Origin of the sequence: Paenibacillus sp. NFR01, from assembly GCF_900111565.1 — a bacterium.
Classification (GTDB): Bacteria; Bacillota; Bacilli; order Paenibacillales; family Paenibacillaceae; genus Paenibacillus_AQ.
Genome location: NZ_FOIK01000002.1, coordinates 313,532 through 338,416, shown reverse-complemented (window position 1 = coordinate 338,416; position 24,885 = coordinate 313,532). Strand labels below are relative to the sequence as shown.

The window sequence follows — 24,885 nt, the reverse complement described above, 5'->3', positions numbered from 1 at the left end:
ACGACCATGGACCATGGCGTTAGGGATGAAAGGATAAGCAGCAAGGTCAGGCTGGAAGCTTTCACGGAAAAATACCGGGAGGCGCTGTTGGACTTCTATCTGCCTCCGGAGCAGCTCGTCTTTACCGCGCTGCCGGCCGAAACGCTGGATGCCGCCATCGCCGATCCGCAGAAGCTGCCGGTCGTTGTGCTGCAGGACGGGGTGGCGGCGGGATTTTTCATTCTGCACGTGGGTGAAGCTGTACGCGATTTTGCTGCCGGGAATCCACGCGCGGTACTTTTAAGGGCTTATCTGATCGACTATAAAATGCAGAGCCATGGCGCAGGTACCCGTTCCCTGGCTTTGCTGCCGGATTTTGCCAAAGTCCATTTTCCGGGCGCCGATGAAATCGTACTGGCCGTCAACGTGAAAAATGCTGCAGCCGCCCGGCTGTACCTGAAAGCGGGCTTTCGCGACAACGGCCTCCGCCGTGAGGGTCTGCACGGGCCGCAGCGGATTTTACAGTATAAGCTGAAGAAGGAAGCATGGCTGGATAAGGAAGTGGCGGAATGACAACTCCGGACAGCGGACCGGGGATGAAGCGGAAAGAGGGAATGAGGCGAAGAGAGGGCCAAGAGAGTGGCAGCCGAAGCGACCAGGCAGAGATGCCGTACCTGGACCGGCTTCTGGATATATGGGAATGCAGCCCGCTGCTCAACGAGGTTTTTGCCAAAGCCCGGCGTCTGGAGCCGTTTCCGTATTATGTCGGCGCGGGCTGCCTGGTGCAGACGGTATGGAATACCTTGACCGGGCGTGCAGCAGATTACGGCGTTAAAGACATCGACCTCGTTTATTACGATGCGGACGATTTGAGCGAAACGGGCGAAACCCGGATGGATGCGAGGGTGACGAAAGTTTTTGCGGACATCCCGTTTCCCGTGGATCTTAAGAACCAGGCAAGGGTTCATCGGTGGTATCACGGCAAATTTGGCATCCCTCTTGAGCCTTACCCGTCGCTCGAGGCGGCTATCGACAGCTGGCCGACGACAGCAACCTCACTTGGCGCACGGCTGGAGCGTACGGGCGAATGGTGTATTTACGCGCCGTTCGGACTGGATGACCTGTTCACGCTGACGCTCCGTCCGAACAAAACGCTGATCAATGAGGCGATCTACCTTGGCAAATCCGCAAAATGGCGCCAAAAGTGGCCGGAGCTGCGGGAAATCCGCTGGTGAAACGGAGTGGTGATATGAAGCAGGCGAGGCGAGGCTCGCTGGGCTAGTCCCTTTTGTGCTGGGCTTTTTTTCTGAGTATACTGCCCGTATCCGATCATGAACGTTATATTGCGATTCTGCTGATTCCGGTTCTGCTCGCGTTCGGGCTCGGCGTGATCAGCTTTTACCGCTTAGCGTGCAAAGCCGACGTTGTTTGGTCAGCCGTCTCGCTGACGCTGAGCATGGGGCTGGCATTTGTGCTTGCAGTACTGATTGCTATGGGAACTTTGCTCGGAGAGCTCGGCTGAGAGGCCGGGCTCTTTGGGTTGTTAAGGGAGGTTTTTTTTGGTTGGCAATCAATCGGCAACCCGCTCTCCGCAACCCTTTCTCTGTAACCCCGCCTCCGTAACAGTTACACCGATCTCGGGACGGTTGCCCCAGGTTGCTCCGGCTGCTTCCCCGGCAAATGCCGCTCCAGCCAATCCAGCACATTTGCGGTTACCTCGTCTCGGTTGACCTCGTTTAGCATTTCATGCCGGCCGCCGGGATACAGCTTGTACTCCATATCGCGAATTCCCCGTTTTCGGTAAATCTCCGCCAGGCGAAGGACGCCTTTGCCGGCCAGGCCTACCGGATCTTTGGCGCCGGAGAACAGATAGACCGGTTTGTCGATGCAGAGCGCGCTTAAGGTCTCCCGGGTGTGCAGACTGCGCAGCAGCCGGAAAAAATCCCGAAAAAAACGCGCCGTGCAAATGGCTCCGCACATCGGATCGGCGATAAAACGGTCCACCTCCGCGTTGTCGCTGCTCAACCAGTCGAAAGGCGTCCGAACCGGAGCGAAGCTGCGGTTGTACGGCCCAAACACGGCGGCATTGAGCAGCAGGCTGCGGTGCAAATTCCCCTGAACCGCAACCTGCGCTCCCGCGAGCGATTCTCCGAAGCGCAGCATGCTGCGCGGCCCGTTGGTGCCGCTGAGGATAAAACCGGCATAGACCTCATGCCCCGGTTCGCACATCAGCTTTTGCGCCAGAAAGGAACCCATGCTATGCGCCAGCAGGTACATGGGCAGTCCCACATGGCGCTCCTGTGCGATGCTGCCGAGCTGCAGCATGTCGCGCCGCATCCAGTAAAAGCCGTCCTCACCGACATCGCCCAGCAGATCCTCGTGGCCGGCGGTCGCCCCGTGGCCCCTGTGATCGTTGGCGTACACCGCGAATCCTGCCGCCGTTATAGCCTCCGCGAAACGGGCATACCGGCCCGCCGTCTCGCACATTCCGTGTGAAATCTGTACGATTCCCCGCAGCGGAATACCCTCTGCCGGCAGCCATGCATACGCCTGAATAATTACGCCAAGCGGATCGGTCATTTGAAATTGCAGTTCCTCCATCGGCTCATCTCCCGTTTTTTCATCGATAGCCAGCAGTATTCCCGCCTGCGTACAAAAACAGCATCCCGGATCGTCAAACGCAGGAACTGCTCCTGGGGCTGCAACCGGGATGCTGTTGATCATCCGATATTTTTTATGAAACTGACGATTTCGCGCTCCATCGCTTATGGCAAGTAGGAGCGCAGCACGGTGGCCTGGCCTTCGATGCCGTAAGCGCCGAGGCTGGCCGGAAGGAGGTAGCATTCGCCGGCGGCGTATGGCTGTGAGCCGCCTTCCCAGGTCAAGTGCCCGCTGCCTTCGCAGATCACGAGAATCGTGAAGCTGTCACCGGTGGTGGAGAGATTCCATTCTCCGCTCACGAGCCCTTTTTCCACGATAAAATACGGAGACGACGCGATCTGCAGCCATTCGCCGGGAACGGCGCTATCCGTTTTCATCGACGTGGCACCGGCGCCTTCGTAAGCGGTAACGTTCAAGGAATCCTCAATGTGCAGCTCGCGCGGTTTGCCGTCTAGTCCCGGACGATCGTAGTCGTAAATCCGGTATGTAGTGTCCGAGTTCTGCTGAATTTCCGCCACAACGACTCCGGCGCACAGGGCATGCACGGTTCCGGCCGGAATGTAAAAAGCGTCTCCCGCCGAGACGGTTACTTCCTGCAGGCTGTCCATCACCGTACCGTTTTCCAGCGCTTCGCGCAAGGTTTCGCGGGTGACGCCGTCCTTGAGGCCATAGATGATTTTGGCGCCCGGTTTGGCGTCAAGCACGTACCACATTTCGGTTTTGCCCAGCTCGCCTTTCGGGAGGCCTTCATAATCGTCCGTCGGATGCACTTGAACCGACAAATTGTCGTTGCAATCCAGGAGCTTGATGAGCAGCGGGAAACGTCCGCCGTCCTCGGAATACCCTTTGCTGCCAAACCACTCGCGGCCAAAACGTTCACGGATCGCATCCAGGCCAAGCCCGGCCAGCTCGCCGTTCACAACCGAAGAAATGCCGTTCGGATGGTCCGCGATCATCCAGCCTTCGCCGATATGGCCTTCCGGCAGGTTCAGCCCAAAGGTTTCGAGCGCCCGTCCGCCCCAGACTCTTTCTTTAAATTCCGGTTCGAATTTCAAAGGATAAGGTTTTGTCATCACTGCATCGTCCTCTCAATAGTTAGGATTAGGATTGCAAAGAAGGAGTTGCCTTGTGTATAAAAAAAGTCCGCTTCAGCTGTAGAAAAAGGTAAAGCGGTAACGAAGCTTCAGTTAGTGCGATTACGCGTTGGTCCACCTGTGCTGCAGCCAGAATACCAGGTATACAGGTACCATAGGAGCAGGATGTTTTGTTTAGCGGGCATGCCTGTAACCATATGGAGCAGGATGTTCCATATTCGGCGGGGCATCTGGCCTGAGGGTTGGAATTAGGCTCCGCGGTTCGCTTTCACGTTGCGCATGTAGCCGCTTGTAGATGCATGGAGATTCATGTTGGTACTAACGGACATGAGAGCCGTTATTTTGTTAAAAGACCAGCATTCTGCGTTCTTACGGACCCAGGAGCCGTTATTTCACAAAAACCTTGGAAAAAACGCCGATTGTTGCTTAATAAAGGCGCTCATGTCCGTTAGTCCGGGAAATAAGTCCATTTTCGTAAAATAGCGGCGCTCATGTCCATTAGCTGACCTCTGGTCAAGTCAGCAGTATAACAACTGATAGTTGGAAACAGCAATCAAGTCCGCAGTCACAGCCACCAGTAGTGTTAAGCAGCCCATTCAGCAGTATAGCAACCGCTTAGTGCAAAGTAGCCGGAGGGCCGCAAACTTTCGCCGTTGGCGGCAAATATGCGGTTATTCCCTTCGGCGTTTGGATCTGAAAAAAGAGGCTCAAGCGCTGGAGCGGCCGCCCTTTTTCTCTACCGCCACGACGTACGGCGCATTTGCGCGCTGGAGCTGGCGGTAAATGATGCTTTGCGCAGCCTGCGGGGCGAGGGACGCCGCCCAGGCTTCCACGGCGGCGGCTTCCGCATCGCCGCCGGAATGGCCCGGGTAGAGCACGGCGGTGACGATGCCGCCCGGGCGCAGCAGCGCGAGGGCGGCATCCATGGCCGCGAGCGTGCTCGCGGTTTCGGTGATGATCGTCTTATCGGCATCCGCCGCCGGCAGATAGCCGAGGTTGAACATCACCGCGGACACCGTTCCGCGCCAATCCGGCGGAACGGCCTCCAGCATCGCCGCGTGGCTCTGCGCGAGGAGCGTCACGGGCGCAAGCGCGCCCGGACTCTCCTCGCGGGCCAGCCGCAGGCGATCTTCCGCCAGCCCGAGCGCGGCGGGCTGGATGTCAAACCCGAACACCCCGCCGCGCGGCCCCGCCGCCTTGGCGAGGAACAGCGTGTCCGCACCGGTGCCCACGGTGGCGTCAATGGCCCGGCCGCCGGCATCGAGGCGCTCGCCGGCCAGCTTGTGGGCGAAACTGAGTACAGAAAGAAACCCCATGCTTGAATCCTCCACAATAAATCTTTTCGCTAGCTGGCAGCCCGGCGGGAAAGCATAGCGAGCAGTCCCTCGCATCAGCCCTCCCACCGGATCATCTTGCCGCTAGCCGGCAGCCCTGCGGGAGCAGAGTCGGCATATGCCTTACACGCCTTGCATTCCCCAGGGTATTACTGTTGTCCCCGCCAGAACTTGCCCTGCCACGAATCGCGGGCGATCAGCTCGTTGTCGATGGCATTCAGCACTTCCCATTTCTTGAGGCTCCACATCGGGCCGATCAGAAGATCGCGCGGCGCGTCGCCGGTCAGGCGGTGAACGATCATCTCGGGCGGCAGCAGCTCCAGCGAATCGACAATGAGCTTGACGTATTCGTCCTGCTCCAGGAATCGCAGCAGGCCGGCTTCGTACTGCTTGACCATCGGCGTTTTGCGCATCAGATGCAGCAGATGGATTTTGATGCCCTGCACATCCATCTTCGACACGGCCGATACCGTCTCCAGCATCATTTCATGGGTTTCCTGCGGAAGCCCGTGAATGATATGCGTGCAGACGCGGATGCCGTGCTTGCGCAATTTCTCGACGGCTTCCTCATAACATTGCGTATCATGTGCCCGGTTGATCAGCGTCGACGTGGATTCGTGGATCGTTTGCAGACCCATCTCGACCCACAGGTAGGTGCGCTGATTCAGCTCGGCAAGATACTCGACGACATCGTCCGGCAGGCAGTCCGGCCGGGTGGCGATGGACAAGCCGACGACGCCGGGCTGCTCCAGAATAACCTCGTAATATTCCCGCAGATCCTCTACCGGAGCGTACGTGTTGGTGTAAGCCTGGAAATAGCCGATATACTTCGCGTTCGGCCATTTCAAATGCTGCCGGTCGCGCACTTTATTGAATTGGGTGACGAGATCATCGCGGCGGCTTCCGGCAAAATCGCCCGAGCCTCTGGCGCTGCAGAAGGTACATCCGCCCTTGGCGATGGAGCCGTCGCGGTTCGGGCAGGTGAATCCTGCATCCAGCATGACCTTGAACACCTTGGTGTCCAGCTGACGGTGCATCTCGTAGTTCCAGGTATGAAAACGTTTATCTCCCCACATCAGCGGGGATGAAGCGTGCATAAGACTCAAAGTCGCGGCTCCTTTCATGAAATTTCAAATGAACCTTTTTCATTGTACCAAAAATCCTCATCCAGCGTAACTCCGAGGTTGAACCCGATATGCATTCTTTGGGGCGATTCTGATTTCGGCCTCAAAAAGATGTGCCCCCTTTGAACCGTACTTTTGATTGTACAAAATAGGCTAAAAAAATGGGCATTCAGGCCTGTTTGCAACTTGTTAATGCTTACACCTTATGTTATATTTAAAGTGTAAAAACGTTGATTTGTCGCTAAAAAATTAGGGTACTGAATTCATAAGTTGGTGTTGTCCTGCCTATACTATTACCCAAGAGGTGATCATGATGAATTCTCAAACGGCAACTCCAGAAAGAGGTTCCATTGACGTCCAGCTGACTCCGGATGAAGCGCTTGCGCTGACCGGCGTGGAATTTAACGGCAACCATAAAATCAAAAGCGAAGCGCAGCGGAAGATCCGCAATGCTTTCGAAAAGACATTCGACTTTAATGCTCCAACCAAGTAATGTCACTTAAGGCCCGTGGACCCCAATTCCAAATAGAATGTTTTGCGCGAAGGAATTTCCGTCAGCCCTGCGGGGCGCGGGAATTCCTTTTCCTTTTTTGCCGAAAACCGCTTTACTTTTACGGACAAGTTCGGCACAATATTGCAAGTAGTCAGTAACCGAATGAAGATAAGCGGAGGAATATCGATGCGTTTACGCGGAAGAAAAGGAATACGCGAAAGTCTGGAGCAGCAGCCCGATCTGGTTGTTCTGGACCCGCGAAGCTATAAAGGACGCTGGGCTGAATTGTTCGGCAACGACCATCCGATCCATGTGGAATTCGGAATGGGCAAAGGACAGTTTATCAGCCAGATGAGCCGCAAATACCCGGAGATCAACTTTATCGGCGTGGATATGTTCGACGAACTGATCCGCCGCGCCGCAGAGAAGGCAAGAGCGGCGTGGGCGCCGGAAGGCCTGGAAACGCCGCCCAACCTCAAAGTCGTTTTGGCCAATATCGATTATGCGGAGGAAGTGTTTGCGCCGGCGGAGCTTGAGCGGATCTATCTGAACTTCAGCGATCCGTGGCCGAAGGCGAAACATGCACGCCGCCGTTTGACCCACCCGCGCTTTTTGGATAAATACAAGGGACTGCTTAGCAGTCTGGGCGAAATTCACCTGAAGACGGACTCGCGTAGCCTGTTTGAATTTTCGCTCAACTCGTTTGCCGATTTCGGGCTGCAGATGAAAAATATCTCGCTTGATCTGCATACGGACGGCGTCATCAACGAAGAGCATGTCATGACCGAATACGAAACGAAGTTCTATAACCGCGGCGTCAACATCCACCGCTGCGAGGCGATTGTCGGCGAAGAAGCGCTGAGCCGCTATCAGGCGACCCGTCTGGCGAAATACCGTCTGTAGCGCGGGCCGCTTAGAGAAACTGCATACATGGGAAAAGGACCTTCCGGCTATTGGCGAAAGGTCCTTTTTTGCAAGATAAAAGATGACAGCTTCGAATTTATAGCTCCACTTTAAGGGGAATTCTATTCCAGCATTTCGATGATGCTGAGGGCGCTCTGCAGCGGATGATAGCGGGCGATTTCCTCCAGATGGATTTTGCGCTTTGCCACGACGTCGTCGTACTCATGCAGCAGACGGTTCATCCATTTGTCGACGACTTCAAGCGTGACGATCGGTTCGCCGAAGCCCGCCTCCGTGAAATAACGGCAGTTCTCTTCCTCTTGGCCCGGCAGCGGATTGTGGAAGAGCATCGGAATGCCCTTCGCCAGGCCTTCGCTGCAGGTCATGCCGCCGGGTTTGGTGACCAGCAGGTCCGATACCTCCATCAGCTTGTCGATTTCGCGGGTGAACCCGATCAGCGTAATGTTCGGATGCTGGTAACGCGGATCTTCCCTCATCTCTTTAAGCAGCTTTTCGTTTTTGCCGAGACAAAAGATGATCTGCACCCGGTCGCGCCAGCTAACCAGCGCTTCGTTGACGATTTCGTCCTTCATCATGCCCCAGCCGCCGCCCATCACGAGCACGGTGGGCAGCTTCCGGAGGCCGAACTGTTCCATGATTTCGTCTTTGCCCGGATGCTCCCAGAAATCGGGATGAACCGGCATCCCGGTCACCTGGATTTTGGCTGCGGACACGCTGCGTCTGCGGAGCTTGGCCTTGACTTCCGGCGTCGATACGAGGTAACGGTCGACCTCCGGGCTGATCCAGCTGGCATGCGCGTCGTAGTCGGTAATTACGGTTACGAGCGGCACCTTGAAGCCGGAATCCAGCCGTTTCAGGCGGGAGACCACGGCGCTGGGAAGAAAATGGGTGCACACGATAATATCGGGCTTTAATTGCTTCACAATATTTTGCGCATGCGTATAAAATATGCGGTGCAAGGCAAGCGTGGTAAGACGATTGAATGATTTCTGATGACGATATACATACCCCATAAGCCGGGGCTGGGAGGTTACCGTTTTGCGGTAAGCCGACACGATCAGCGGCGCCATTTTGGGATTCAGAAAATTCCCGAGCTCCAGCACCCGGGGTAATACCTGGGGCGACAGCTTGCGCAGGCTGCTTGACAGCGCATAGGCCGCCTGGGTATGGCCGGCGCCAAAACCTTCGGACAGCAACAACACTCTTTTTTTACGCAATGTTTGATTCACCTGTTCCATCGATGGTTTTCGCTATTCTGAATCCATGCTGGCAAATCAGACCCAAAGGGCCATCGTGCCCGCCGCCACTGCGCTGCCGATCACTGCGCCTGCGAATACATCGGTCGGATAATGCAGCCCGAGATAAATCCGGGAAAACCCGATGATGCAGGCCAGCGGCAGCAGAATTACGGCAAGAGGCGGGAATGCCATCATATAAGGAACCGTAGAGGCGAAGATAGCAGTAGTATGACCCGACGGGAAGGAATGATCCTTCAGCGGGTTATGAAACGTGTTCGTGTCCGGCAGCGCCAGGTAAGGCCGCAGACGCGGATACAGCCGCTTGGCGATGGCGACGGGAATATGGCTGACCGCCAGAGCGGTGAGCGCCTGAAGCCCGGTTGTCCGCAGAGGCTGCGGCGCAAAGGCGAAGATCAGCAAATTGACGCCGATCGAACAGGTGGCTCCCCCCAGGTGGGTGAGGTAGAACAGCCAGAAATTCAGAACACGGTTGTGAAGACGCCCGTTGATCCATTTGAACAGACGCCGCTCCAGCTGATGCATTTTTTTGAAAAATGGTCTCATGTCTTCTGTCCCTCCGATAATTCGGATTACTGAGCTGAGGCTGCCAGAGCGATTTCAATCTGCATCATAAAGCTGTCTTTATCATACGTTTTAAAGGCAGTCCATTTCAAGAAAAAGCTCGGCCGATTGCCCGCTTGCGAAAGTTTTGACTTAGTGTACCCAGGGCCTTACAATGATTCAAGCAGGCCTGCGGGCGTTTATAAGGTAAAGAGAAAAAATGGGATGCCGCCCAAAAAAACGCCGTCTGCCCGCATAAAAGGGGAAACCTTTGGTCTATCGTAAGGAATGCAACAAAAGGGTCATAAAAGGTTTGTACACAGACAGAGAGAGCACAAACAACATTTTGGAAAAGGGGGCATCAAGAAGCATCATGACAGACGCTTTATTTGTATCGCTGCAGGTCATTTTGGCCGCGATCGCAGTCTACCAGTTTTTATTCTCGCTGTTCGGACTGCGCAGAACCAAACGGAAGGAAGTCTACGCGCCGCAAAAATCATTTGCCGTACTTGTCGCCGCACATAACGAGGAAGAGGTCGTCGGGGCTTTGATGGAGAATCTAAAGCAGCTCCATTATCCCAAGGAATTGTACGACGTATTCGTGATTTGTGATAACTGTACCGACAACACGGCCAAAATCGTCAGAGAGCACGGCATGAACGCCTGTGTCCGCACCAACACCAACCTGCGGGGCAAAGGCTACGCCATCGAATGGATGCTCAAGGAGCTGTGGGCTATGCCGCGGCAGTATGATGCCGTCGTTATGTTCGACGCCGACAATCTGGCTGACACGGAGTTCCTCATGGAGATGAACAACGATCTCTGCTCGGGGGCACGGGTGATTCAAGGCTACATCGATACCAAAAATCCGGAGGATTCCTGGATTACCGCGGCATACGGGGTATCGTACTGGTATATCAACCGCCTATGGCAGCTTTCGCGGCATAATCTGCAAATGGCGAACTTCCTCGGCGGCACCGGCATGTGCTTCGAAACGTCGCTGCTCAAGGAAATGGGCTGGGGCGCGACCAGCCTGGTGGAGGATCTGGAATTCACGATGCGCAGCGCCTCCAAGGGCGTGTATCCGCGCTTCAACTATGACGCCAAGGTGTTCGACGAGAAGCCGCTGACATTCAAGGCTTCCTCCAGACAACGGCTGCGCTGGATGCAGGGCCATTTTACGGTGGCGAGACGCTATTTCTTTCCTTTGATCTGGCAAAGCATTAAAGAGCGCAACCTGATCAAATTCGATTTGGCGCTGTACGGCGCAAACGTCTATGTGGTGCTGTTGACCTTCCTGATGACGGCGGCGATCTGGATCGACAATTCGCTGTTCGGCGGACCGCATATTGCCAACATCTACGGGCATCTGCCGATTTGGCTCAGCTATTTTGCGATCGGAGCGAACGTGTTTACGTTCCTGTTGTCCATGGCGCTGGAGAAGGTTCGATACAAGAAAGTGTATCTGTACCTGCTGACCTTCCCGATTTACCTGCTATCCTGGTATCCCATTACGTTCTATGCGTTTTTTACGCAAAACAACAAGCAGTGGAGCCATACGAAGCATACGCGGGTGGTCCGGCTGGAGGAAGTGCAGAGCAAGCAGGTGTAGCAAAAAAAAATTCGTGAAAAATCTGCCTGCCTGGTTGACACTGGGGTTGCCCATAGTGTATATTATTCAAGTATGCAAAACATAGGGATTGCAAGCAGAAGCACCGGCTTCTCACCTGAACGGCTTAATGCCGGCTGGTTTTGATCTCAATGATTATGGATGTTATCGTTCATGAACGTTGATCAAACGGGGTGTCGGTCGTAGTTACCGGCATCCCTTTTTTATGGAGAACCGCTTATTGCCCATAAGATCCGGAGGTGGAGAGTTATCAGTAAAGACCATATGATCAATGATGAAATCCGGGCCAAAGAGGTCCGGTTGGTTGGAGCGGAAGGCGAGCAAATCGGAATCAAGCCGATCCGCGAAGCGCTGCAAATGGCGATTGATCTCAATTTGGATTTAGTCAACGTAGCACCGCAGGCGAAACCGCCGGTATGCCGCATCATGGATTACGGCAAGTTCCGTTACGAACTGCAGAAGAAAGAGAAGGAAGCGCGCAAGAACCAGAAGATCGTGGACATCAAGGAAGTCTGGTTCCGCGCCAACATTGAGGAACATGATTATCAAACCAAGTTCCGCAATGTAATCAAGTTCCTGGGCGAAGGCGATAAGGTGAAATGCTCCGTGCGTTTCCGCGGTCGTGAGATCACTCACGCCAATATCGGCCAGAAGATCCTGGAGCGCGTGAAGAACGAAGTGGCCGACATTTCCGTTGTCGAGCGCCAGCCAAAGCTGGAAGGCCGCAGCATGATCATGATTTTGGCCCCTAAAGCCCAATAATTCAAGGAGGAAACACCATGCCTAAAATGAAAACCCACAGCAGCCTGAAAGGCCGCTTCAAAGTAACAGGATCCGGTAAAGTACTGCGCTACAAAGCCCACAAAAACCACTTGCTGTCCCACAAGTCCAAACGCGCCAAACGCGTCCTGAGCGGCAACCCGGTAATGGCAGCAGGCGACGTAAGACGTTTGAAACAAGGACTTGCAAACTTGAAATAGTTTAAACACATATTTTTGGGAGGTTTATTAATATGGCAAGAGTTAAAGGCGGATTTGTAGTTCGTCGTAGACATAAAAAGGTATTGAAGCTGGCTAAAGGTTATTTCGGTTCCAAACACCGCATTTTCAAAACTGCTAAAGAACAAGTAATGAAATCGATGGTTTACGCTTACCGTGACCGTCGTCAAACCAAACGTAACTTCCGCAAACTGTGGATCGTGCGCATCAACGCTGCAGCCCGTCAAAACGGCCTGTCCTACAGCAAGCTGGTACACGGCTTGAAACTGGCTGGCGTGGAAGTAAACCGCAAGATGCTGGCTGATCTCGCTGTTAACGACCTGAATGCATTTAACTCCTTGGCTGTTGTAGCCAAAGAGAAGATCAATGCTTAATTTGCAATAAACCGAAAAGCACCGCCTGCGGCTCATCCGCGCGACGGTGCTTTTTTGCGGCCTTTAATTGACTAAAGGATTAAAGGCTATTCCCAATACTTTGTTGTGCTCAGCTGTGCAGCCAGCATTTTGCTGCTGTTTCGTCTAAGCTTGCGAAGCTCCGATCGTTCATCGGCGGAATGGCTGACCAGCTTCTCCTCGTCGGTTTCGGCAAGAACCTTGGGAACCTGGGCCGGTATGCCGTTTTCGTCAACGGCTACAAAGGTTAGAAATGCGGTAGCAGCCACGGTGCGTTCGCCGGTGTAGAGGTTTTCGGCTATGATTTTGACGAATACCTCGATGCTTGTCCGGCCGGTCGAAGATACGAAGGATTCGAAGCAGACCGAATCGGTGGGACGGATCGGCGACAGAAAGTCGACGGAATCGGCAGAGGCCGTGACGACGTTCTTGCGGCAATGCCGCATGGCGGAGATGGATGCCACTTCGTCGAGCGTGCTCATCAGTTTTCCGCCGAACAGCGTTTTGTGGTTGTTTACGTCATTTGGGAAAACGCGCCCGGTTTTGAATACCCGGGATTCCCGGCAGTATTTGTATTCCGGAACGGCTGGAATGTCGCTAGGCTTGTCCATTGTTTTCGTAACTCACCTTTCATGCATTATGTAAACAATTATGATAATAGAAAAGCAACTGTTGTGCAATAATATGCCTAACAGTTTGCTTTTTAATAAGGGAAATCGAGCTTTTCTAACACTAACTGCACATCGACATAACACTTGGTGTTACAGGAAGCGTTTTCTTGTTGAAAAATGCAAATTATTATTGACCTGAGGTCATTAATAGACTGGATTTTCGGTTTTTTTGCAGGTATAATTTGACCTAATGGTGTGTCTGGACAGAGTATAGAGGACAACCAAATTGTTAAGGGGGATTCCATTCCGATGAAAAAAGTTTTCAAGCTGTCTCTCGTAATGTTGCTTGCGTTTACTGTCATCCTGGCAGGCTGCGGAAACAATAACAACAACGCGAATTCCGGAAATGCCGGAACCGGGGACAACGCCGCTACCAACGCAGGAACTGCAACAAACGCTCCGACCGAAGCACCAAAGACTGACGTTAAGGTTGGCCTCGTAACCGACGTAGGCGGCGTTAACGACAAATCCTTTAACCAATCCGCTTGGGAAGCCCTGGAAGCTCTGAACAAAGAGACCGGCGTAGAAATCAAGTACCTGCAAAGTAAATCCAATGCAGACTACGAGCCAAACCTGAACCAATTCGTTCAAGGCGGCTACAATCTGACTTGGGGTATCGGCTTTGACCTTGGCGACGCTGTGAAGAAAGTTGCCGACGAAAACCCGAACGCCAACCTGGCGATCATCGACAGCGTGGTTGACGCTCCGAACGTTGAATCCGTAACCTTCTCCGAAAACGAAGGTTCCTTCCTGGTCGGCGTGGTTGCGGGTCTGACTACAAAAACCAACAAAGTAGGTTTCATCGGCGGTATGGAAAGCCCGGTTATCAAACGTTTCGAAGTTGGCTTCAAAGCCGGCGTTGAAGCAGTTAACCCTAACGCTAAAGTAACGATTACTTATGCAGGCGCTTATGACAAGCCTGATACTGGTAAATCCCTGGCTGCTACCCTGTACGATGCAGGCAATGACATCATCTTCCCTGCTGCAGGCGCAACGGGCAACGGCGTATTCAACGAAGCAAAATCCCGCAACAAAGCAGGCGGCTCCAAAGTTTGGGTTATCGGCGTAGACAAAGACCAATCCCTGGAATTTGGCGATGACGTAACTTTGACTTCCATGATCAAACGCGTAGACGAAGCTGTTAAGAAAGTATCCCAACAAGTAGTTGACGGAACGTTCAAAGGCGGCACAACTACCGTACTGGGTCTGAAAGACAACGGCGTAGGTCTTCCTGAGACTTCGAAAGCCAACGTAAGCCCAGAAATCCTGGCTAAAGTTGACGAGTACACGAAACAAATCATCGACGGAACAATCGTTGTTCCTGCCGAATAATCGTTTACACACGCAACGAATTTTATAAGAACAGGGAACAAGGCCGGTCTTGAGCCGGCCTTGTTCCCTGTTAAAATACCGGTCCTTAAAAGCAGCACAGTAATGCCGTCCTTGAATTCGGGACGGTATATCGGCGTCTGTACGTGTAATAATTTCTATATTCTGTGATGAGGGTGATTCCATGAGTGCTGCGGCTCCTGTTGTAGAGTTGAAGCAAATCACAAAACGTTTTCCCGGTATTGTTGCAAACGACTCCATCAGCCTGACGCTCCAGAAGGGGGAGATTCATGCGCTGCTCGGCGAAAACGGGGCAGGCAAGTCTACCCTGATGAATATCGTATTCGGTTTGTACCAGCCCGACGAGGGCAGCATTGAAATTGACGGAAAACCGGTCGTTATCGACAGCCCGAACAAAGCCATTGAGCTGGGCATCGGAATGGTTCACCAGCATTTCAAGCTTGTTGATCCTTTTACGGTAACCGAGAACATCGTTCTTGGCATGGAGCCGAAAAAGGGACTTAAAATCGACTATAAATCCGCCGAGGAACAGGTTCGTAAACTATCGGAGCAATACGGGCTGCAGGTCAATCCGAACGCCAAAATCCATGATATTTCGGTCGGCATGCAGCAGCGGGTAGAGATCATGAAAACCTTGTACCGCGGGGCGGATATTCTTATATTCGACGAACCAACCGCCGTCTTGACGCCGCAGGAGATCACCGAACTGATGGCGATCATGAAGCGTCTTGTAGCGGAAGGTAAATCGATCATCCTGATTACGCATAAGCTGAAGGAAATTATGGAAATCTCCGATCGGGTGACGATTATCCGGCGCGGGAAAGTGATCGACAGCGTTAAAACTTCGGAAACCAATCCAAATGAGCTGGCCGAAAAAATGGTCGGACGCGGCGTAACCTTTAAAGTGGACAAGGCTCCGCCGAAGCCAGGCGCAACGGTACTGAAGATGTCGAACGTGCAGAGCAAGAGCAAGGAAGGCGTCTCTGTGCTGAACGGTCTCAGCTTTGAAGTAAAGGCGGGAGAAATTCTCGGTATCGCCGGGGTAGACGGTAACGGACAAAGCGAACTGATCCAAGCGATTACCGGCTTGCGTAAAGTTGATTCCGGTTCCATTACGATTGAGGGAAGCGAAATCGCCAATTTGTCTCCACGCAAAATTTCGGAGAAAAATGTCTCGCATATTCCGGAAGACCGTCATAAACACGGCCTCGTGCTGGATTTTACAGTAAGCGAAAATATGGTTCTTGAGACATACTATAAAGCGCCGTACAACAAAAACGGATTTTTGCAAAAGGATGTCATCGACCGTCATGCCACTTCGCTTGTCGAACGGTTCGACGTACGGACGCCGTCCATCGAGAACAAAGCCCGGTCGCTCTCCGGCGGGAATCAGCAGAAAGCGATTATTGCTCGGGAAATAGACAAGGATCCGACACTGCTGATCGCAGCCCAGCCGACGCGCGGCTTGGATGTCGGGGCGATCGAGTTCGTACAGAAGCAGCTGATTGCCCAGCGCGACCAAGGCAAGGCAGTACTGCTCATTTCCTTCGAGCTGGATGAAATCATGAACGTGTCCGACCGGATTGCCGTTATTTATGAAGGGCAAATCGTCGGCGAAGTATATCCGGAGGATACCAATGACCAGGAGCTGGGCCTCATGATGGCGGGAAGCCTCAAGCGGGGAGGTAATGCGGGTGAATAAACTGAAAAAAATCTTTGCTGGCGATAGCTACATCATACCGCTCGTAGCGATTATACTGGGCTTTCTGGTCGGTGCAGTGGTCATGCTGATCGGCGGCTACGATCCTATCGCTGCCTACTCTGCGCTGTTCAAGCGCGTGTTCGGCAGCCCGTACGACTTCGGCGAAGCGATCCGGGAAATGACGCCGCTGATGTTTACGGGTCTGGCCGTTGCCTTTGCCTTCCGTTCGGGGATGTTTAACATCGGCGCGGACGGACAGGTACTGATCGGTATGACGGCAGCTTCCGTCATCGGCATCAAGCTTAGCGGAATGCCAACGTTCCTGCTGGTTCCGCTGGCAGTTATTGCCGCGGGCCTGTTTGGCGGCTTATGGGCAGGCATTGCCGGCTACCTGAAAGCCAAACGCGGTATCAATGAAGTTATTACAACCATTATGCTCAACTGGATTGCGCTTTATCTGGCCAACTACATTGTCCGAAACTTCTTGCTGATTCCAGGGAAAAACCGTTCCGAGGATATCCCGGCTTCGATGTCCATGACGTTTCTGAATTCGCTTTTCGACAATGCCCGCATACATTGGGGTACAGTATTGGCGTTGTTGGCCGCGGTATTCTTTTATGTGTATCTGTGGAAAACCAAGCAGGGCTATGAAATGCGGGCCGTCGGTTTCAACCCGCATGCCGCTGAATACGCGGGCATGAATGTCGGACGCAACGTGGTTAAGGCGATGTTCATCAGCGGCGCTTTTGCCGGCCTGGCCGGTGCGGGCGAAGTGCTGGGGGTTTTCCATTATCAATCCGTATTTGCCGCTTCTCCGGGTTACGGCTTTGACGGAATCGCCGTAGCGCTGCTTGGATTAACCCATCCGTTGGGCGTTATTCTGGCTTCTATCCTCTACGGTATGCTGACGTACGGTTCGGCCGGCATGAGTTTTGGCGCGGACGTTCCGCCGGAATTGATCCGGATCGTTATCGGTTCGATCATATTCTTTATCGCTGCCCAAGGAATTGTGCGCTGGGTGCTGAAGCCGTTTTACTTCAAGCGCAAGAAAGAGAAGGTGTCTTAGATGGATACATTAGGCCAATTGCTCAACACAACGCTGGTGTTCTCCACGGCGCTGATCTTTGCCGCACTAGGCGGCATCTTCTCTGAGCGCTCCGGTGTGGTCAACATCGGGCTTGAAGGACTGATGATGTTCGGCGCGTTTGCCGCGGCTGTCGGCGGTTATTACGCCGAAGATGCCGGAATGGGCGCGTGGGCACCATGGATCGGCGTATTATGCGCCATGGTTATCGGTGCGCTCGGTGCGCTAATTCATGCCGTGGCCTCCATAACGTTCAAGGCGGACCAGACGATATCAGGTACGGTTATCAACTTTCTGGCCGCCGGAAGCACGCTATATCTGGTTAAATTGCTGTTTGAAGGCGCGGGCGAATCCCCGCTGATCAACGGCTTCGATAAGATCACGGTGCCATGGCTTTCCAAGATTCCGGTGATCGGCGAAGGGGTTTTTGATTCCTACCCGACCACTTACCTGGCGATCATCCTTGTTATCGTCATTTACTTCGTGCTGTTCAAGACGCCGTTCGGTCTGCGCCTGCGTGCGGTCGGCGAACATCCGAGCGCAGCGGACACGCTTGGCGTTAACGTCAACCGGATGAGATATATCGGCGTGTTGCTCAGCGGTATGCTGGCTGGCATCGGCGGCGCCACCATTACGCTTACGACAACCGGAACCTATGCCCATAACACGATTTCCGGACAAGGCTTTATCGCCATTGCCGCGATGATCTTCGGGAAATGGAATCCGCTCGGTGCCTTCGGTGCGGCCGTATTCTTCGGCTTGTCCCAGGCGATCCGCAACTATGTTCAGCTGTTTGAATGGTCCAAGGATATCCCGCAGGAATTTATTTTCATGATTCCTTACATCCTGACCATAATCGTGCTAGTCAGCGCAGTAGGGCGCTCATCGGCTCCGAAGGCGCTGGGCGAACCATACGATCCGGGTAAGCGGTGAGCCTGCCGGCTCCCGCGTGTGCTCGCAAAAAAGCATTCCCGCTTCCTGCGGGAATGCTTTTTTTTGTGCTCCTGAATGCAGGAGATTCTTGTGGAGGGTCAAATGTACAGGCGGAGGGGACGCCGGTGGAATAGACTGTAAGGGTCTTGATAATCCTATTGGGAGGGATATAGATGATCCAGCCGGTTACAAAAAAACAGGTCATGAAGATGGTGGGCAAAAACATCGTCGCGGTCAAAAAGGACGGATCCAAAGTCATGGGCAAGCTGATCCGCATCTCGGGCAACCGTCTGATGCTGCAACCGATCAGCGGTAAAAAAGTGCAAACCAAAGCGCTCATTCCGTTGGTACTGTTCGACTTGCTGGCTGTTGGGACGGCTCCTTATGCCTACGGCGGGTATCCTTACGGCGGATACCCGTATGGAACGCCTTACGGCGCTCCTGGGTATGGCGGCTATGGTCCGTACGGACGCCCGCCTGTTGGCTTTTTCTAAAGCGGTCCTCAGCGGTTGAACTGCTTCTCAAATTCATAGACGTAATTTTTCTGGTGATAGCGGGCTACACTGTAGCCCAATTTTTTATAAAAAGCTATGCCTGCGGTATTCCCGCTGTCTACGGATACCTTTGCCCTGTTGCATCCGCGGGATAGTGCAAACCGCTCGGCACGGTCCATCAGCAGATTGCCCCAGCGTTTGCGGCGGGCTGCGGGCGAGACCGCAAGCATATCGATATAGAGCAGATCGCCATGCAGCATAAAGTGGACAAATCCCAAAGGGTCGCTTTCGTATTCGGGGCAGGCCACCAGTGTAACGCCTTGGCTCAAGCGGCGCGGCAAATCGCTTCTCACCTGGTTAATGACGGTCTGCGGGAGATGCGAGAGCGGGACAAGCTGTTTCTCAATCAGGTCCAGGATCACCGTATCATCTTGTTTCGGTCTGCGATAGCGGATCATGGAGCACCTCCAGTCTGGCACATTGTCGTACATCATATGCTGCCGAAGGTATGGGCGTTCCGGCAAGGAATTCGTAACATCGCGTGAAAGTTTGCAGAAATATGGGTATTGACTAACCGTGTGAGGAATCATATAATGTGTCTAAACATTTTATCGAACATACATTCATCGGCGATGATGAGGACGAAGTTTAAAGGGCTCTTTTGATCAGAGAGTGCGAGGATTTGCTGAAACCTCCACCAGAATCCCTTTTATACGAGCTCACCTCGGAGCTGTTTCGCTGAAAGGTCCGTCGGCAACAGTGGCGGAATTAGTAGGGGAAATCGTGTGGTCCGCGTTACGGACTTCAGGTCACAAAGATTGGGCCCTGCCTACATCGATGGATTTTTGTTACCTGATAAGGCGTTGCATCGCGAGGTGCAATGCAAACATGGGTGGTACCACGGAAGATCAACCTTTCGTCCCTCACGCGCAGCGATCGTTGTGCGTGGGAGGCGGAAGGTTTTTTTGCTGATATATGGGGTTTTTGAATATCGAAGGGAGGAACACTGATGAGTGCGCAAACACCGGAAGTGCGGTCGACAGAAGAATTACGTGAGAAATGGAAAACGCCGGAGGTCATTAGCGGATCGGAGATCCTGTTGCGCAGTCTTGTACTTGAAGGTGTAGATACTGTATTCGGTTATCCGGGCGGTGCAGTGCTGTACATTTACGATGCGCTCCACGGCTTTACGGATTTCAATCATATCCTGACTCGCCACGAGCAAGGCGCCATTCATGCCGCCGACGGCTATGCACGGGCAAGCGGCAAACCGGGCGTGTGTATCGCGACCTCCGGCCCGGGGGCAACCAATCTGGTAACGGGCATCGCGACTGCTTTTATGGACTCGGTTCCGCTCGTTGTCATTACAGGCAACGTATTCTCCAGCCTGATCGGTACGGATGCATTCCAGGAAGCAGACATTACCGGTATCACGATGCCGATTACAAAACACAGCTATCTGGTGCGGGATGTTGAGGACTTGCCGCGAATCATTCATGAGGCGTTCCATATTGCGAACACCGGCCGCAAAGGTCCAGTCCTGATCGACATTCCGAAAGACGTGTCGGCGGCGAAAACCTTGTTTGCGCCGGCTCAGGAGCAAGGCGTCAACCTTCGCGGCTACAACCCGCGCACTGTTCCTAACAAATTGCAGCTCGATAAACTGGTGCGGGCCATCGCTTCCGCAGAGCGGCCAATTATCATTGCGGGAGGCGGGGTTATCTACTCCGGAGCTCACGAAGCCATGTACGAATTCGTGAAACGGACTGAAATTCCGATTACGACGACACTGCTGGGTCTCGGCGGATTCCCGAGCGGCGAAGAGCTGTGGATGGGCATGCCGGGTATGCACGGAACCTACACCGCGAACAATGCCATTCAGAACTGCGATTTGCTGATCAATATCGGCGCACGGTTTGATGACCGGGTAACCGGCAAGCTGGACGGTTTTGCACCATATGCCAAGATCGTTCATATCGATATCGATCCGGCGGAAATCGGCAAAAACGTGCAGCCGGACATCCCGATCGTAGGTGATGTCAAAACGGTATTGGAGATGCTTAATCCGGAAGTGGGACGGGCTGCAAACGCGGATGCGTGGAGAACCCAGATTGCCCAGTGGAAACTGGAATATCCGCTTCGTTACAACGATTCCAGCGATGAGCTGAAGCCGCAGTGGGTGATCGAGATGATCAACGACACTACGGAAGGTGAAGCGATCATCACCACGGACGTCGGCCAACATCAGATGTGGGCCGCCCAGTATTATAAATTCAATCATCCGCGTTCCTGGATCACCTCGGGCGGGCTTGGAACGATGGGCTTCGGTTTCCCTTCGGCGATCGGTGCGCAAATGGCGCATCCGCAGCGTCTGGTGGTCTCCATCAACGGCGACGGCGGCATGCAAATGTGCGCCCAGGAACTAGCGATTTGCGCCATCAACAACATTCCGGTCAAGATTGTTGTGATCAACAATCAGGTGCTTGGAATGGTGCGCCAATGGCAGAACCTGATCTACGAGAAGCGTTACAGCTACACCGATCTTGCGGGCAGTCCGGACTTCGTGAAGCTGGCTGAGGCGTACGGGGTTAAAGGCCTCCGCGCAACCAGCAAGGAAGAAGCGGGCGCCGTATGGAAGGAAGCGCTGGAAACGCCGGGTCCGGTATTGGTAGAATTCGTTGTCTCCAAAGACGAAAATGTCTACCCGATGGTAACCCAGGGCTCGACCATCGATCAAATGCTGATGGGGGATGAATAACCGTGATGAAACATACGATTTCCGTATTAGTGAATGACCAGCCCGGCGTCCTGCAGCGGGTTTCCGGACTATTCGGCCGCCGCGGCTTTAATATCGAGAGCATTACCGTAGGGCAATCGGAAGAAGCGGGATTGTCGCGGATGGTCATTGTAACCCTTGGCGACCAGCATACGCTGGAGCAGATCGAAAAGCAGCTCTACAAGCTGATTGATGTCATCAAGGTCGTTGATCTCGGCTCCAAGCCAATGGTTGCCCGCGAACTGGCTCTGATCAAAGTAAAAGCGGAGCCGGCAGAACGTCCGGAGATCATGGGCGTCGTTGAAACCTTCCGTGCCTCGGTCGTGGATATCGGTTCGACCAGCCTGCTCGTCCAGGTCGTCGGCGATACGCAAAAAATCGATGCCATGATTGAACTGCTCAAGCCATACGGCATTAAGGAGCTTTCCCGGACCGGCGTAACCGCTATGATCCGCGGGAACGCCTGATTTTAAAGAACAAAGTCGGCGGATAACTCCGGTATAATTTACGGCTTTAACGAATTGCTGCTTGCTTGCATTAACGGACAGGATTCAGTATGATTGACCCGCTGAAAGAGCGGGAGCTTGAGAAGCTAACCCAAGGCTTCTGAAGCACCCGCTCTTTACGATGGGTCTCAATTTAAAGGAGGATATGAACAATGGCAGTAACAACGTACTATGAAAAAGATGCAGAACTGAGTGTATTGAAGGGAAAAACCATCGCAGTAATCGGATACGGCAGCCAAGGGCATGCCCAAGCACAAAATCTGCGTGACAGTGGTCTTCAAGTTGTTATCGGCCTGCGTGAAGGCAAATCCTTCGAAACGGCCAAAAATGACGGCTTTGAAGTGCTTTCCGTAGCGGACGCCGTATCCCGCGCGGATGTCGTGCAAATTTTGATGCCGGATGAAACCCAAGCTTCCGTCTACAAAAACGAAATCGAGCCAAACCTCAAAAAAGGCGCTGCACTCATGTTCTCCCATGGCTTTAACGTTCATTTCGGACAAATCGTTGCTCCAAAGGATGCCGACGTACTGCTCGTTGCTCCGAAATCGCCGGGTCACATGGTTCGTCGTACGTACGTGGAAGGCTTCGGCGTTCCAGGCTTGATCGCCATCGAACAGGATGCTACCGGAAACGCTAAAGCGATTGGACTCGCGTACGCAAAAGGTATCGGCTGTACCCGTGCCGGAGTTATCGAAACTTCCTTCCGCGAAGAAACCGAAACCGACTTGTTCGGTGAACAAGCTGTACTGTGCGGCGGCGTATCCGCATTGATCAAAGCCGGCTTCGAAACGCTGACCGAAGCAGGCTATACTCCGGAAATGGCTTACTTCGAGTGCTTGCACGAAATGAAGCTGATCGTTGACCTCATTTATGAAGGAGGTCTGGCTACCATGCGCGATTCCATCAGTAACACTGCGGAATACGGCGACTATGTTACCGGCCCTCGCATCGTGACCGACGAAACGAAAAAAGCAATGAAAGCCGTATTGTCCGACATTCAACAAGGTAAATTCGCCCGCGATTTCATCCTTGAGAACCAATCCGGCCGCGCGTTCCTGACAGCTACACGCCGCAATGAAGCCGCTCATCCGGTTGAAGTAGTCGGCGGACAACTGCGTGAAATGATGCACTGGATCAAGAAATAAGCAAGCTAAGCTATGCATAAATTAGGATAACGATAACCAGGCATAACCCTCAGATGCGGCCGCGATTCATGCGGGCCGCATTTGAGGGTTTATACACGATCTACAGGAGGTGCTCGGCATGCGCAAGATTTATGTGTTTGACACCACGCTGCGTGACGGGGAGCAGTCCCCGGGCGTGAACCTGAACACGCGCGAGAAGGTAGAAATCGCCCATCAGCTGGAGAAGCTCGGAATCGACCGGATGGAGGCGGGTTTCCCCGCCGCTTCGCCGGGAGATCTTGCCGCCGTCCAGGCGGTGGCGAAGGCGGTCAAAAACGCAACCGTCATCGGCCTGTCCCGTTCCCGGGAGAAGGATATCGATGCGGTAAAAGAGGCGCTGCAAGGCGCACAGGACCCATGCATTCATATTTTCCTCGCCACGTCTCCGATCCACCGCCAGCACAAGCTTCGGATGGAGAAGGCGGAGGTGCTGGAGACGGCGCGTTCAGCCATTCGTTATGCCAAGAAATTTTTCCCTAAGCTTGAGTTCTCTTTGGAGGATGCCGGCCGTACCGAGCTGGACTTTATGGCCGAGGTTGTAGGCATGGCCATCCGCGAGGGTGCAAATGTCGTCAATATTCCGGATACGGTGGGTTATCTTAACCCGTCCGAATACGGGGCGATCTTCAAATATTTGAAGGAAAACGTTCCGGATATCGAACGCGTGCAGCTTAGCGCACATTGCCATAACGATCTCGGGATGGCGACGGCCAATACGCTGGCCGCAATTCTGAACGGCGCCGACCAGATTGAAGGCACCATCAACGGCATCGGCGAACGCGCCGGCAATACGGCGATCGAAGAAGTTGCGCTGGCGCTCGAGACGCGCAGCGAATTTTTCGGGGCCAAAACCTCGCTGGTGTTGTCCGAAATTGCCCGGACCAGCCGTCTGGTCAGTAAATTGACCGGCATGGTTGTGCCGGGGAATAAGGCGATCGTCGGAGCCAATGCCTTCGCACATGAATCCGGCATCCATCAGGACGGCATGCTCAAGGAAAAAACGACGTATGAAATCATGACCCCGGAAACGATCGGCCTGAAGGAAAGCAAGCTGGTGCTCGGCAAACATTCGGGCCGCCATGCCTTCCGCGACAAGCTGAGCGATCTGGGTTACGATTTGTCCGAAGAAGAATTGAACACGGCATTCGCCCGGTTCAAGGATCTGGCCGACAAGAAGAAAGAAGTGTCCGACGAGGATATTCTGGCGCTGCTCGAAGAAAGACTGATCGACACGCCGGAAGTATTCGCGCTCAAGACGATTTTCGTCACCTATGGCAATGAAGCAACGCCTTCCGCAACCGTCACAATTCAGGGACCGGAAGAGACGCCGATCGCCGCTACGGCCGAAGGCAACGGTTCGGTCGATGCCATCTACAATGCCATCGATCAAGCAACGGGCGAAGAAGTCACTTTGGGCGACTACTCGATCAAAGCTGTCAGCCGCGGCAAGGACGCCCAGGGCGAGGTGCATGTAGTTTTGTCGCAAGGCGAGATTGCCGCGCAAGGCCGGGGTCTCAGCACCGACATTCTCGAGGCGAGCGCCAGAGCCTATCTGGATGCGCTGAACAAGCTGATCGAGAAGCGGAAGACTTTTTCCGGAAGAGAAAAAGCCAGTCTTTAATCTGTTTTAAAAAAGCTGCCTGTAACTGCCGTTTGGCGTTACAGGCAGCTTTTTTGCGTTGTATGCTTCCTGCTCTCATGCAGCAGTATGAATGAACATTTATTTCCATTGTTGATAAAAAATCATTAATTTATAA

Annotated in this window: 26 protein-coding genes and 1 other annotated feature; of the genes, 18 read left to right on the top strand and 8 right to left on the bottom strand. The window is 53.6% G+C overall.

The window, feature by feature from the left end; genetic code table 11:
• The first annotated feature begins 6 nt into the window (after positions 1-6).
• Genes BMW84_RS12735 through BMW84_RS12725 form a run of 3 tightly spaced genes read left to right on the top strand, consistent with a single transcriptional unit; the run spans position 7 to position 1,501 of the window.
• Positions 7-552, top strand: a complete 546-nt coding sequence (locus BMW84_RS12735; protein ID WP_091068901.1) for a GNAT family N-acetyltransferase — start codon at positions 7-9, stop codon at positions 550-552.
• Positions 549-1,214, top strand: coding sequence for a nucleotidyltransferase family protein (locus BMW84_RS12730; protein ID WP_254772972.1), 666 nt, complete (start codon positions 549-551; stop codon positions 1,212-1,214). Before BMW84_RS12735 ends, BMW84_RS12730 begins: the two co-directional genes overlap by 4 nt.
• Positions 1,215-1,267: 53 nt before the next feature.
• Positions 1,268-1,501: a hypothetical protein gene (locus BMW84_RS12725; protein WP_091068899.1), complete on the top strand. Its 234-nt coding sequence runs from the start codon at positions 1,268-1,270 to the stop codon at positions 1,499-1,501.
• A 104-nt stretch (positions 1,502-1,605) separates the two neighbouring features.
• Here the strand turns inward: BMW84_RS12725 and BMW84_RS12720 are convergent, their stop codons facing one another.
• From BMW84_RS12720 to BMW84_RS12705, 4 genes are all read right to left on the bottom strand, one after another.
• Positions 1,606-2,580, bottom strand: a complete 975-nt coding sequence (locus BMW84_RS12720; protein WP_091068897.1) for an alpha/beta fold hydrolase — start codon at positions 2,578-2,580, stop codon at positions 1,606-1,608.
• 164 nt (positions 2,581-2,744) lie between these two features.
• Positions 2,745-3,713: a type I phosphomannose isomerase catalytic subunit gene (locus tag BMW84_RS12715; RefSeq protein ID WP_091068894.1), complete on the bottom strand. Its 969-nt coding sequence runs from the start codon at positions 3,711-3,713 to the stop codon at positions 2,745-2,747.
• A gap of 728 nt (positions 3,714-4,441) precedes the next feature.
• A complete protein-coding gene (locus BMW84_RS12710) occupies positions 4,442-5,050 on the bottom strand; it encodes a tRNA 5-(aminomethyl)-2-thiouridylate-methyltransferase MnmM (protein WP_091068893.1) in 609 nt (202 codons plus the stop codon).
• A 167-nt stretch (positions 5,051-5,217) separates the two neighbouring features.
• Entirely contained in the window at positions 5,218-6,165 is a 948-nt protein-coding gene (locus BMW84_RS12705; RefSeq protein ID WP_091068891.1) for a tRNA modification radical SAM protein MnmL/YtqA, read from the bottom strand.
• 340 nt (positions 6,166-6,505) lie between these two features.
• Here BMW84_RS12705 and BMW84_RS12700 point away from each other — a divergent pair, with 340 nt between their 5' ends.
• Both BMW84_RS12700 and trmB read left to right on the top strand, forming a co-directional pair.
• Complete coding sequence (locus BMW84_RS12700; protein ID WP_091068887.1) at positions 6,506-6,685, top strand: hypothetical protein; 180 nt, start codon at positions 6,506-6,508, stop codon at positions 6,683-6,685.
• Between the two features lie 186 nt (positions 6,686-6,871).
• A complete protein-coding gene (gene trmB / locus BMW84_RS12695; RefSeq protein WP_091068886.1) occupies positions 6,872-7,588 on the top strand; it encodes a tRNA (guanosine(46)-N7)-methyltransferase TrmB in 717 nt (238 codons plus the stop codon).
• Between the two features lie 122 nt (positions 7,589-7,710).
• Here the strand turns inward: trmB and BMW84_RS12690 are convergent, their stop codons facing one another.
• The gene (locus tag BMW84_RS12690) at positions 7,711-8,826 is read right to left on the bottom strand and encodes an MGDG synthase family glycosyltransferase (protein ID WP_091068884.1); all 1,116 of its coding nucleotides are present in this window, start codon (positions 8,824-8,826) and stop codon (positions 7,711-7,713) included.
• 57 nt (positions 8,827-8,883) lie between these two features.
• The gene (locus BMW84_RS12685; RefSeq protein WP_091068881.1) at positions 8,884-9,411 is read right to left on the bottom strand and encodes a phosphatase PAP2 family protein; all 528 of its coding nucleotides are present in this window, start codon (positions 9,409-9,411) and stop codon (positions 8,884-8,886) included.
• Positions 9,412-9,781: 370 nt separating this feature from the next.
• Here BMW84_RS12685 and BMW84_RS12680 point away from each other — a divergent pair, with 370 nt between their 5' ends.
• The 4 genes from BMW84_RS12680 (at position 9,782) to rplT (ending at position 12,410) form a co-directional block, all read left to right on the top strand.
• On the top strand, positions 9,782-11,020 hold the full coding sequence (locus tag BMW84_RS12680; RefSeq protein WP_091068878.1) for a glycosyltransferase family 2 protein: 1,239 nt from the start codon (positions 9,782-9,784) through the stop codon (positions 11,018-11,020).
• An 86-nt stretch (positions 11,021-11,106) separates the two neighbouring features.
• Positions 11,107-11,249 (top strand) — a sequence feature (ribosomal protein L20 leader region).
• Positions 11,250-11,302: 53 nt separating this feature from the next.
• Positions 11,303-11,800: a translation initiation factor IF-3 gene (gene infC, locus BMW84_RS12675; RefSeq protein ID WP_139209621.1), complete on the top strand. Its 498-nt coding sequence runs from the start codon at positions 11,303-11,305 to the stop codon at positions 11,798-11,800.
• A 17-nt stretch (positions 11,801-11,817) separates the two neighbouring features.
• Positions 11,818-12,018 carry a 50S ribosomal protein L35 gene (gene rpmI / locus BMW84_RS12670; protein WP_091068874.1) on the top strand — a complete coding sequence of 67 codons (201 nt, stop codon included), beginning with the start codon at positions 11,818-11,820 and terminating at the stop codon, positions 12,016-12,018.
• 32 nt (positions 12,019-12,050) lie between these two features.
• Positions 12,051-12,410 (top strand): 50S ribosomal protein L20, encoded by a 360-nt coding sequence (gene rplT, locus BMW84_RS12665; RefSeq protein ID WP_068721095.1) that lies wholly within the window; start codon positions 12,051-12,053, stop codon positions 12,408-12,410.
• Between the two features lie 86 nt (positions 12,411-12,496).
• Here the strand turns inward: rplT and BMW84_RS12660 are convergent, their stop codons facing one another.
• Positions 12,497-13,039 (bottom strand): acyl-CoA thioesterase, encoded by a 543-nt coding sequence (locus BMW84_RS12660; RefSeq protein ID WP_091068871.1) that lies wholly within the window; start codon positions 13,037-13,039, stop codon positions 12,497-12,499.
• A 309-nt stretch (positions 13,040-13,348) separates the two neighbouring features.
• Between BMW84_RS12660 and BMW84_RS12655 the strand changes: the two genes are divergently transcribed.
• The 5 genes from BMW84_RS12655 to BMW84_RS12635 all read left to right on the top strand — a co-directional run bounded on the left by BMW84_RS12655 (position 13,349) and on the right by BMW84_RS12635 (position 18,662).
• A complete protein-coding gene (locus tag BMW84_RS12655) occupies positions 13,349-14,431 on the top strand; it encodes a BMP family lipoprotein (RefSeq protein WP_091068869.1) in 1,083 nt (360 codons plus the stop codon).
• A gap of 181 nt (positions 14,432-14,612) precedes the next feature.
• Positions 14,613-16,151, top strand: coding sequence for an ABC transporter ATP-binding protein (locus BMW84_RS12650; RefSeq protein WP_091068867.1), 1,539 nt, complete (start codon positions 14,613-14,615; stop codon positions 16,149-16,151).
• Positions 16,144-17,217, top strand: a complete 1,074-nt coding sequence (locus tag BMW84_RS12645) for an ABC transporter permease (protein WP_091068865.1) — start codon at positions 16,144-16,146, stop codon at positions 17,215-17,217. The genes BMW84_RS12650 and BMW84_RS12645 overlap by 8 nt, the downstream gene beginning before the upstream one ends.
• Positions 17,218-18,168, top strand: a complete 951-nt coding sequence (locus BMW84_RS12640) for an ABC transporter permease (protein ID WP_091068863.1) — start codon at positions 17,218-17,220, stop codon at positions 18,166-18,168.
• Between the two features lie 173 nt (positions 18,169-18,341).
• Positions 18,342-18,662 (top strand): hypothetical protein, encoded by a 321-nt coding sequence (locus tag BMW84_RS12635; RefSeq protein WP_091068860.1) that lies wholly within the window; start codon positions 18,342-18,344, stop codon positions 18,660-18,662.
• A gap of 8 nt (positions 18,663-18,670) precedes the next feature.
• Here BMW84_RS12635 and BMW84_RS12630 read toward each other — a convergent pair whose 3' ends face one another.
• A complete protein-coding gene (locus BMW84_RS12630) occupies positions 18,671-19,120 on the bottom strand; it encodes a GNAT family N-acetyltransferase (protein WP_091068858.1) in 450 nt (149 codons plus the stop codon).
• Positions 19,121-19,671: 551 nt separating this feature from the next.
• Here BMW84_RS12630 and ilvB point away from each other — a divergent pair.
• From ilvB to BMW84_RS12610, 4 genes are all read left to right on the top strand, one after another.
• Positions 19,672-21,420, top strand: coding sequence for a biosynthetic-type acetolactate synthase large subunit (ilvB, locus tag BMW84_RS12625; RefSeq protein ID WP_091068856.1), 1,749 nt, complete (start codon positions 19,672-19,674; stop codon positions 21,418-21,420).
• Positions 21,421-21,425: 5 nt separating this feature from the next.
• Positions 21,426-21,905 carry an acetolactate synthase small subunit gene (gene ilvN / locus BMW84_RS12620; protein WP_091069728.1) on the top strand — a complete coding sequence of 160 codons (480 nt, stop codon included), beginning with the start codon at positions 21,426-21,428 and terminating at the stop codon, positions 21,903-21,905.
• A gap of 191 nt (positions 21,906-22,096) precedes the next feature.
• Positions 22,097-23,089 (top strand): ketol-acid reductoisomerase, encoded by a 993-nt coding sequence (ilvC, locus tag BMW84_RS12615; protein ID WP_091068854.1) that lies wholly within the window; start codon positions 22,097-22,099, stop codon positions 23,087-23,089.
• 118 nt (positions 23,090-23,207) lie between these two features.
• Positions 23,208-24,749: a 2-isopropylmalate synthase gene (locus BMW84_RS12610; RefSeq protein ID WP_091068851.1), complete on the top strand. Its 1,542-nt coding sequence runs from the start codon at positions 23,208-23,210 to the stop codon at positions 24,747-24,749.
• The last annotated feature ends 136 nt before the right edge of the window (positions 24,750-24,885 follow it).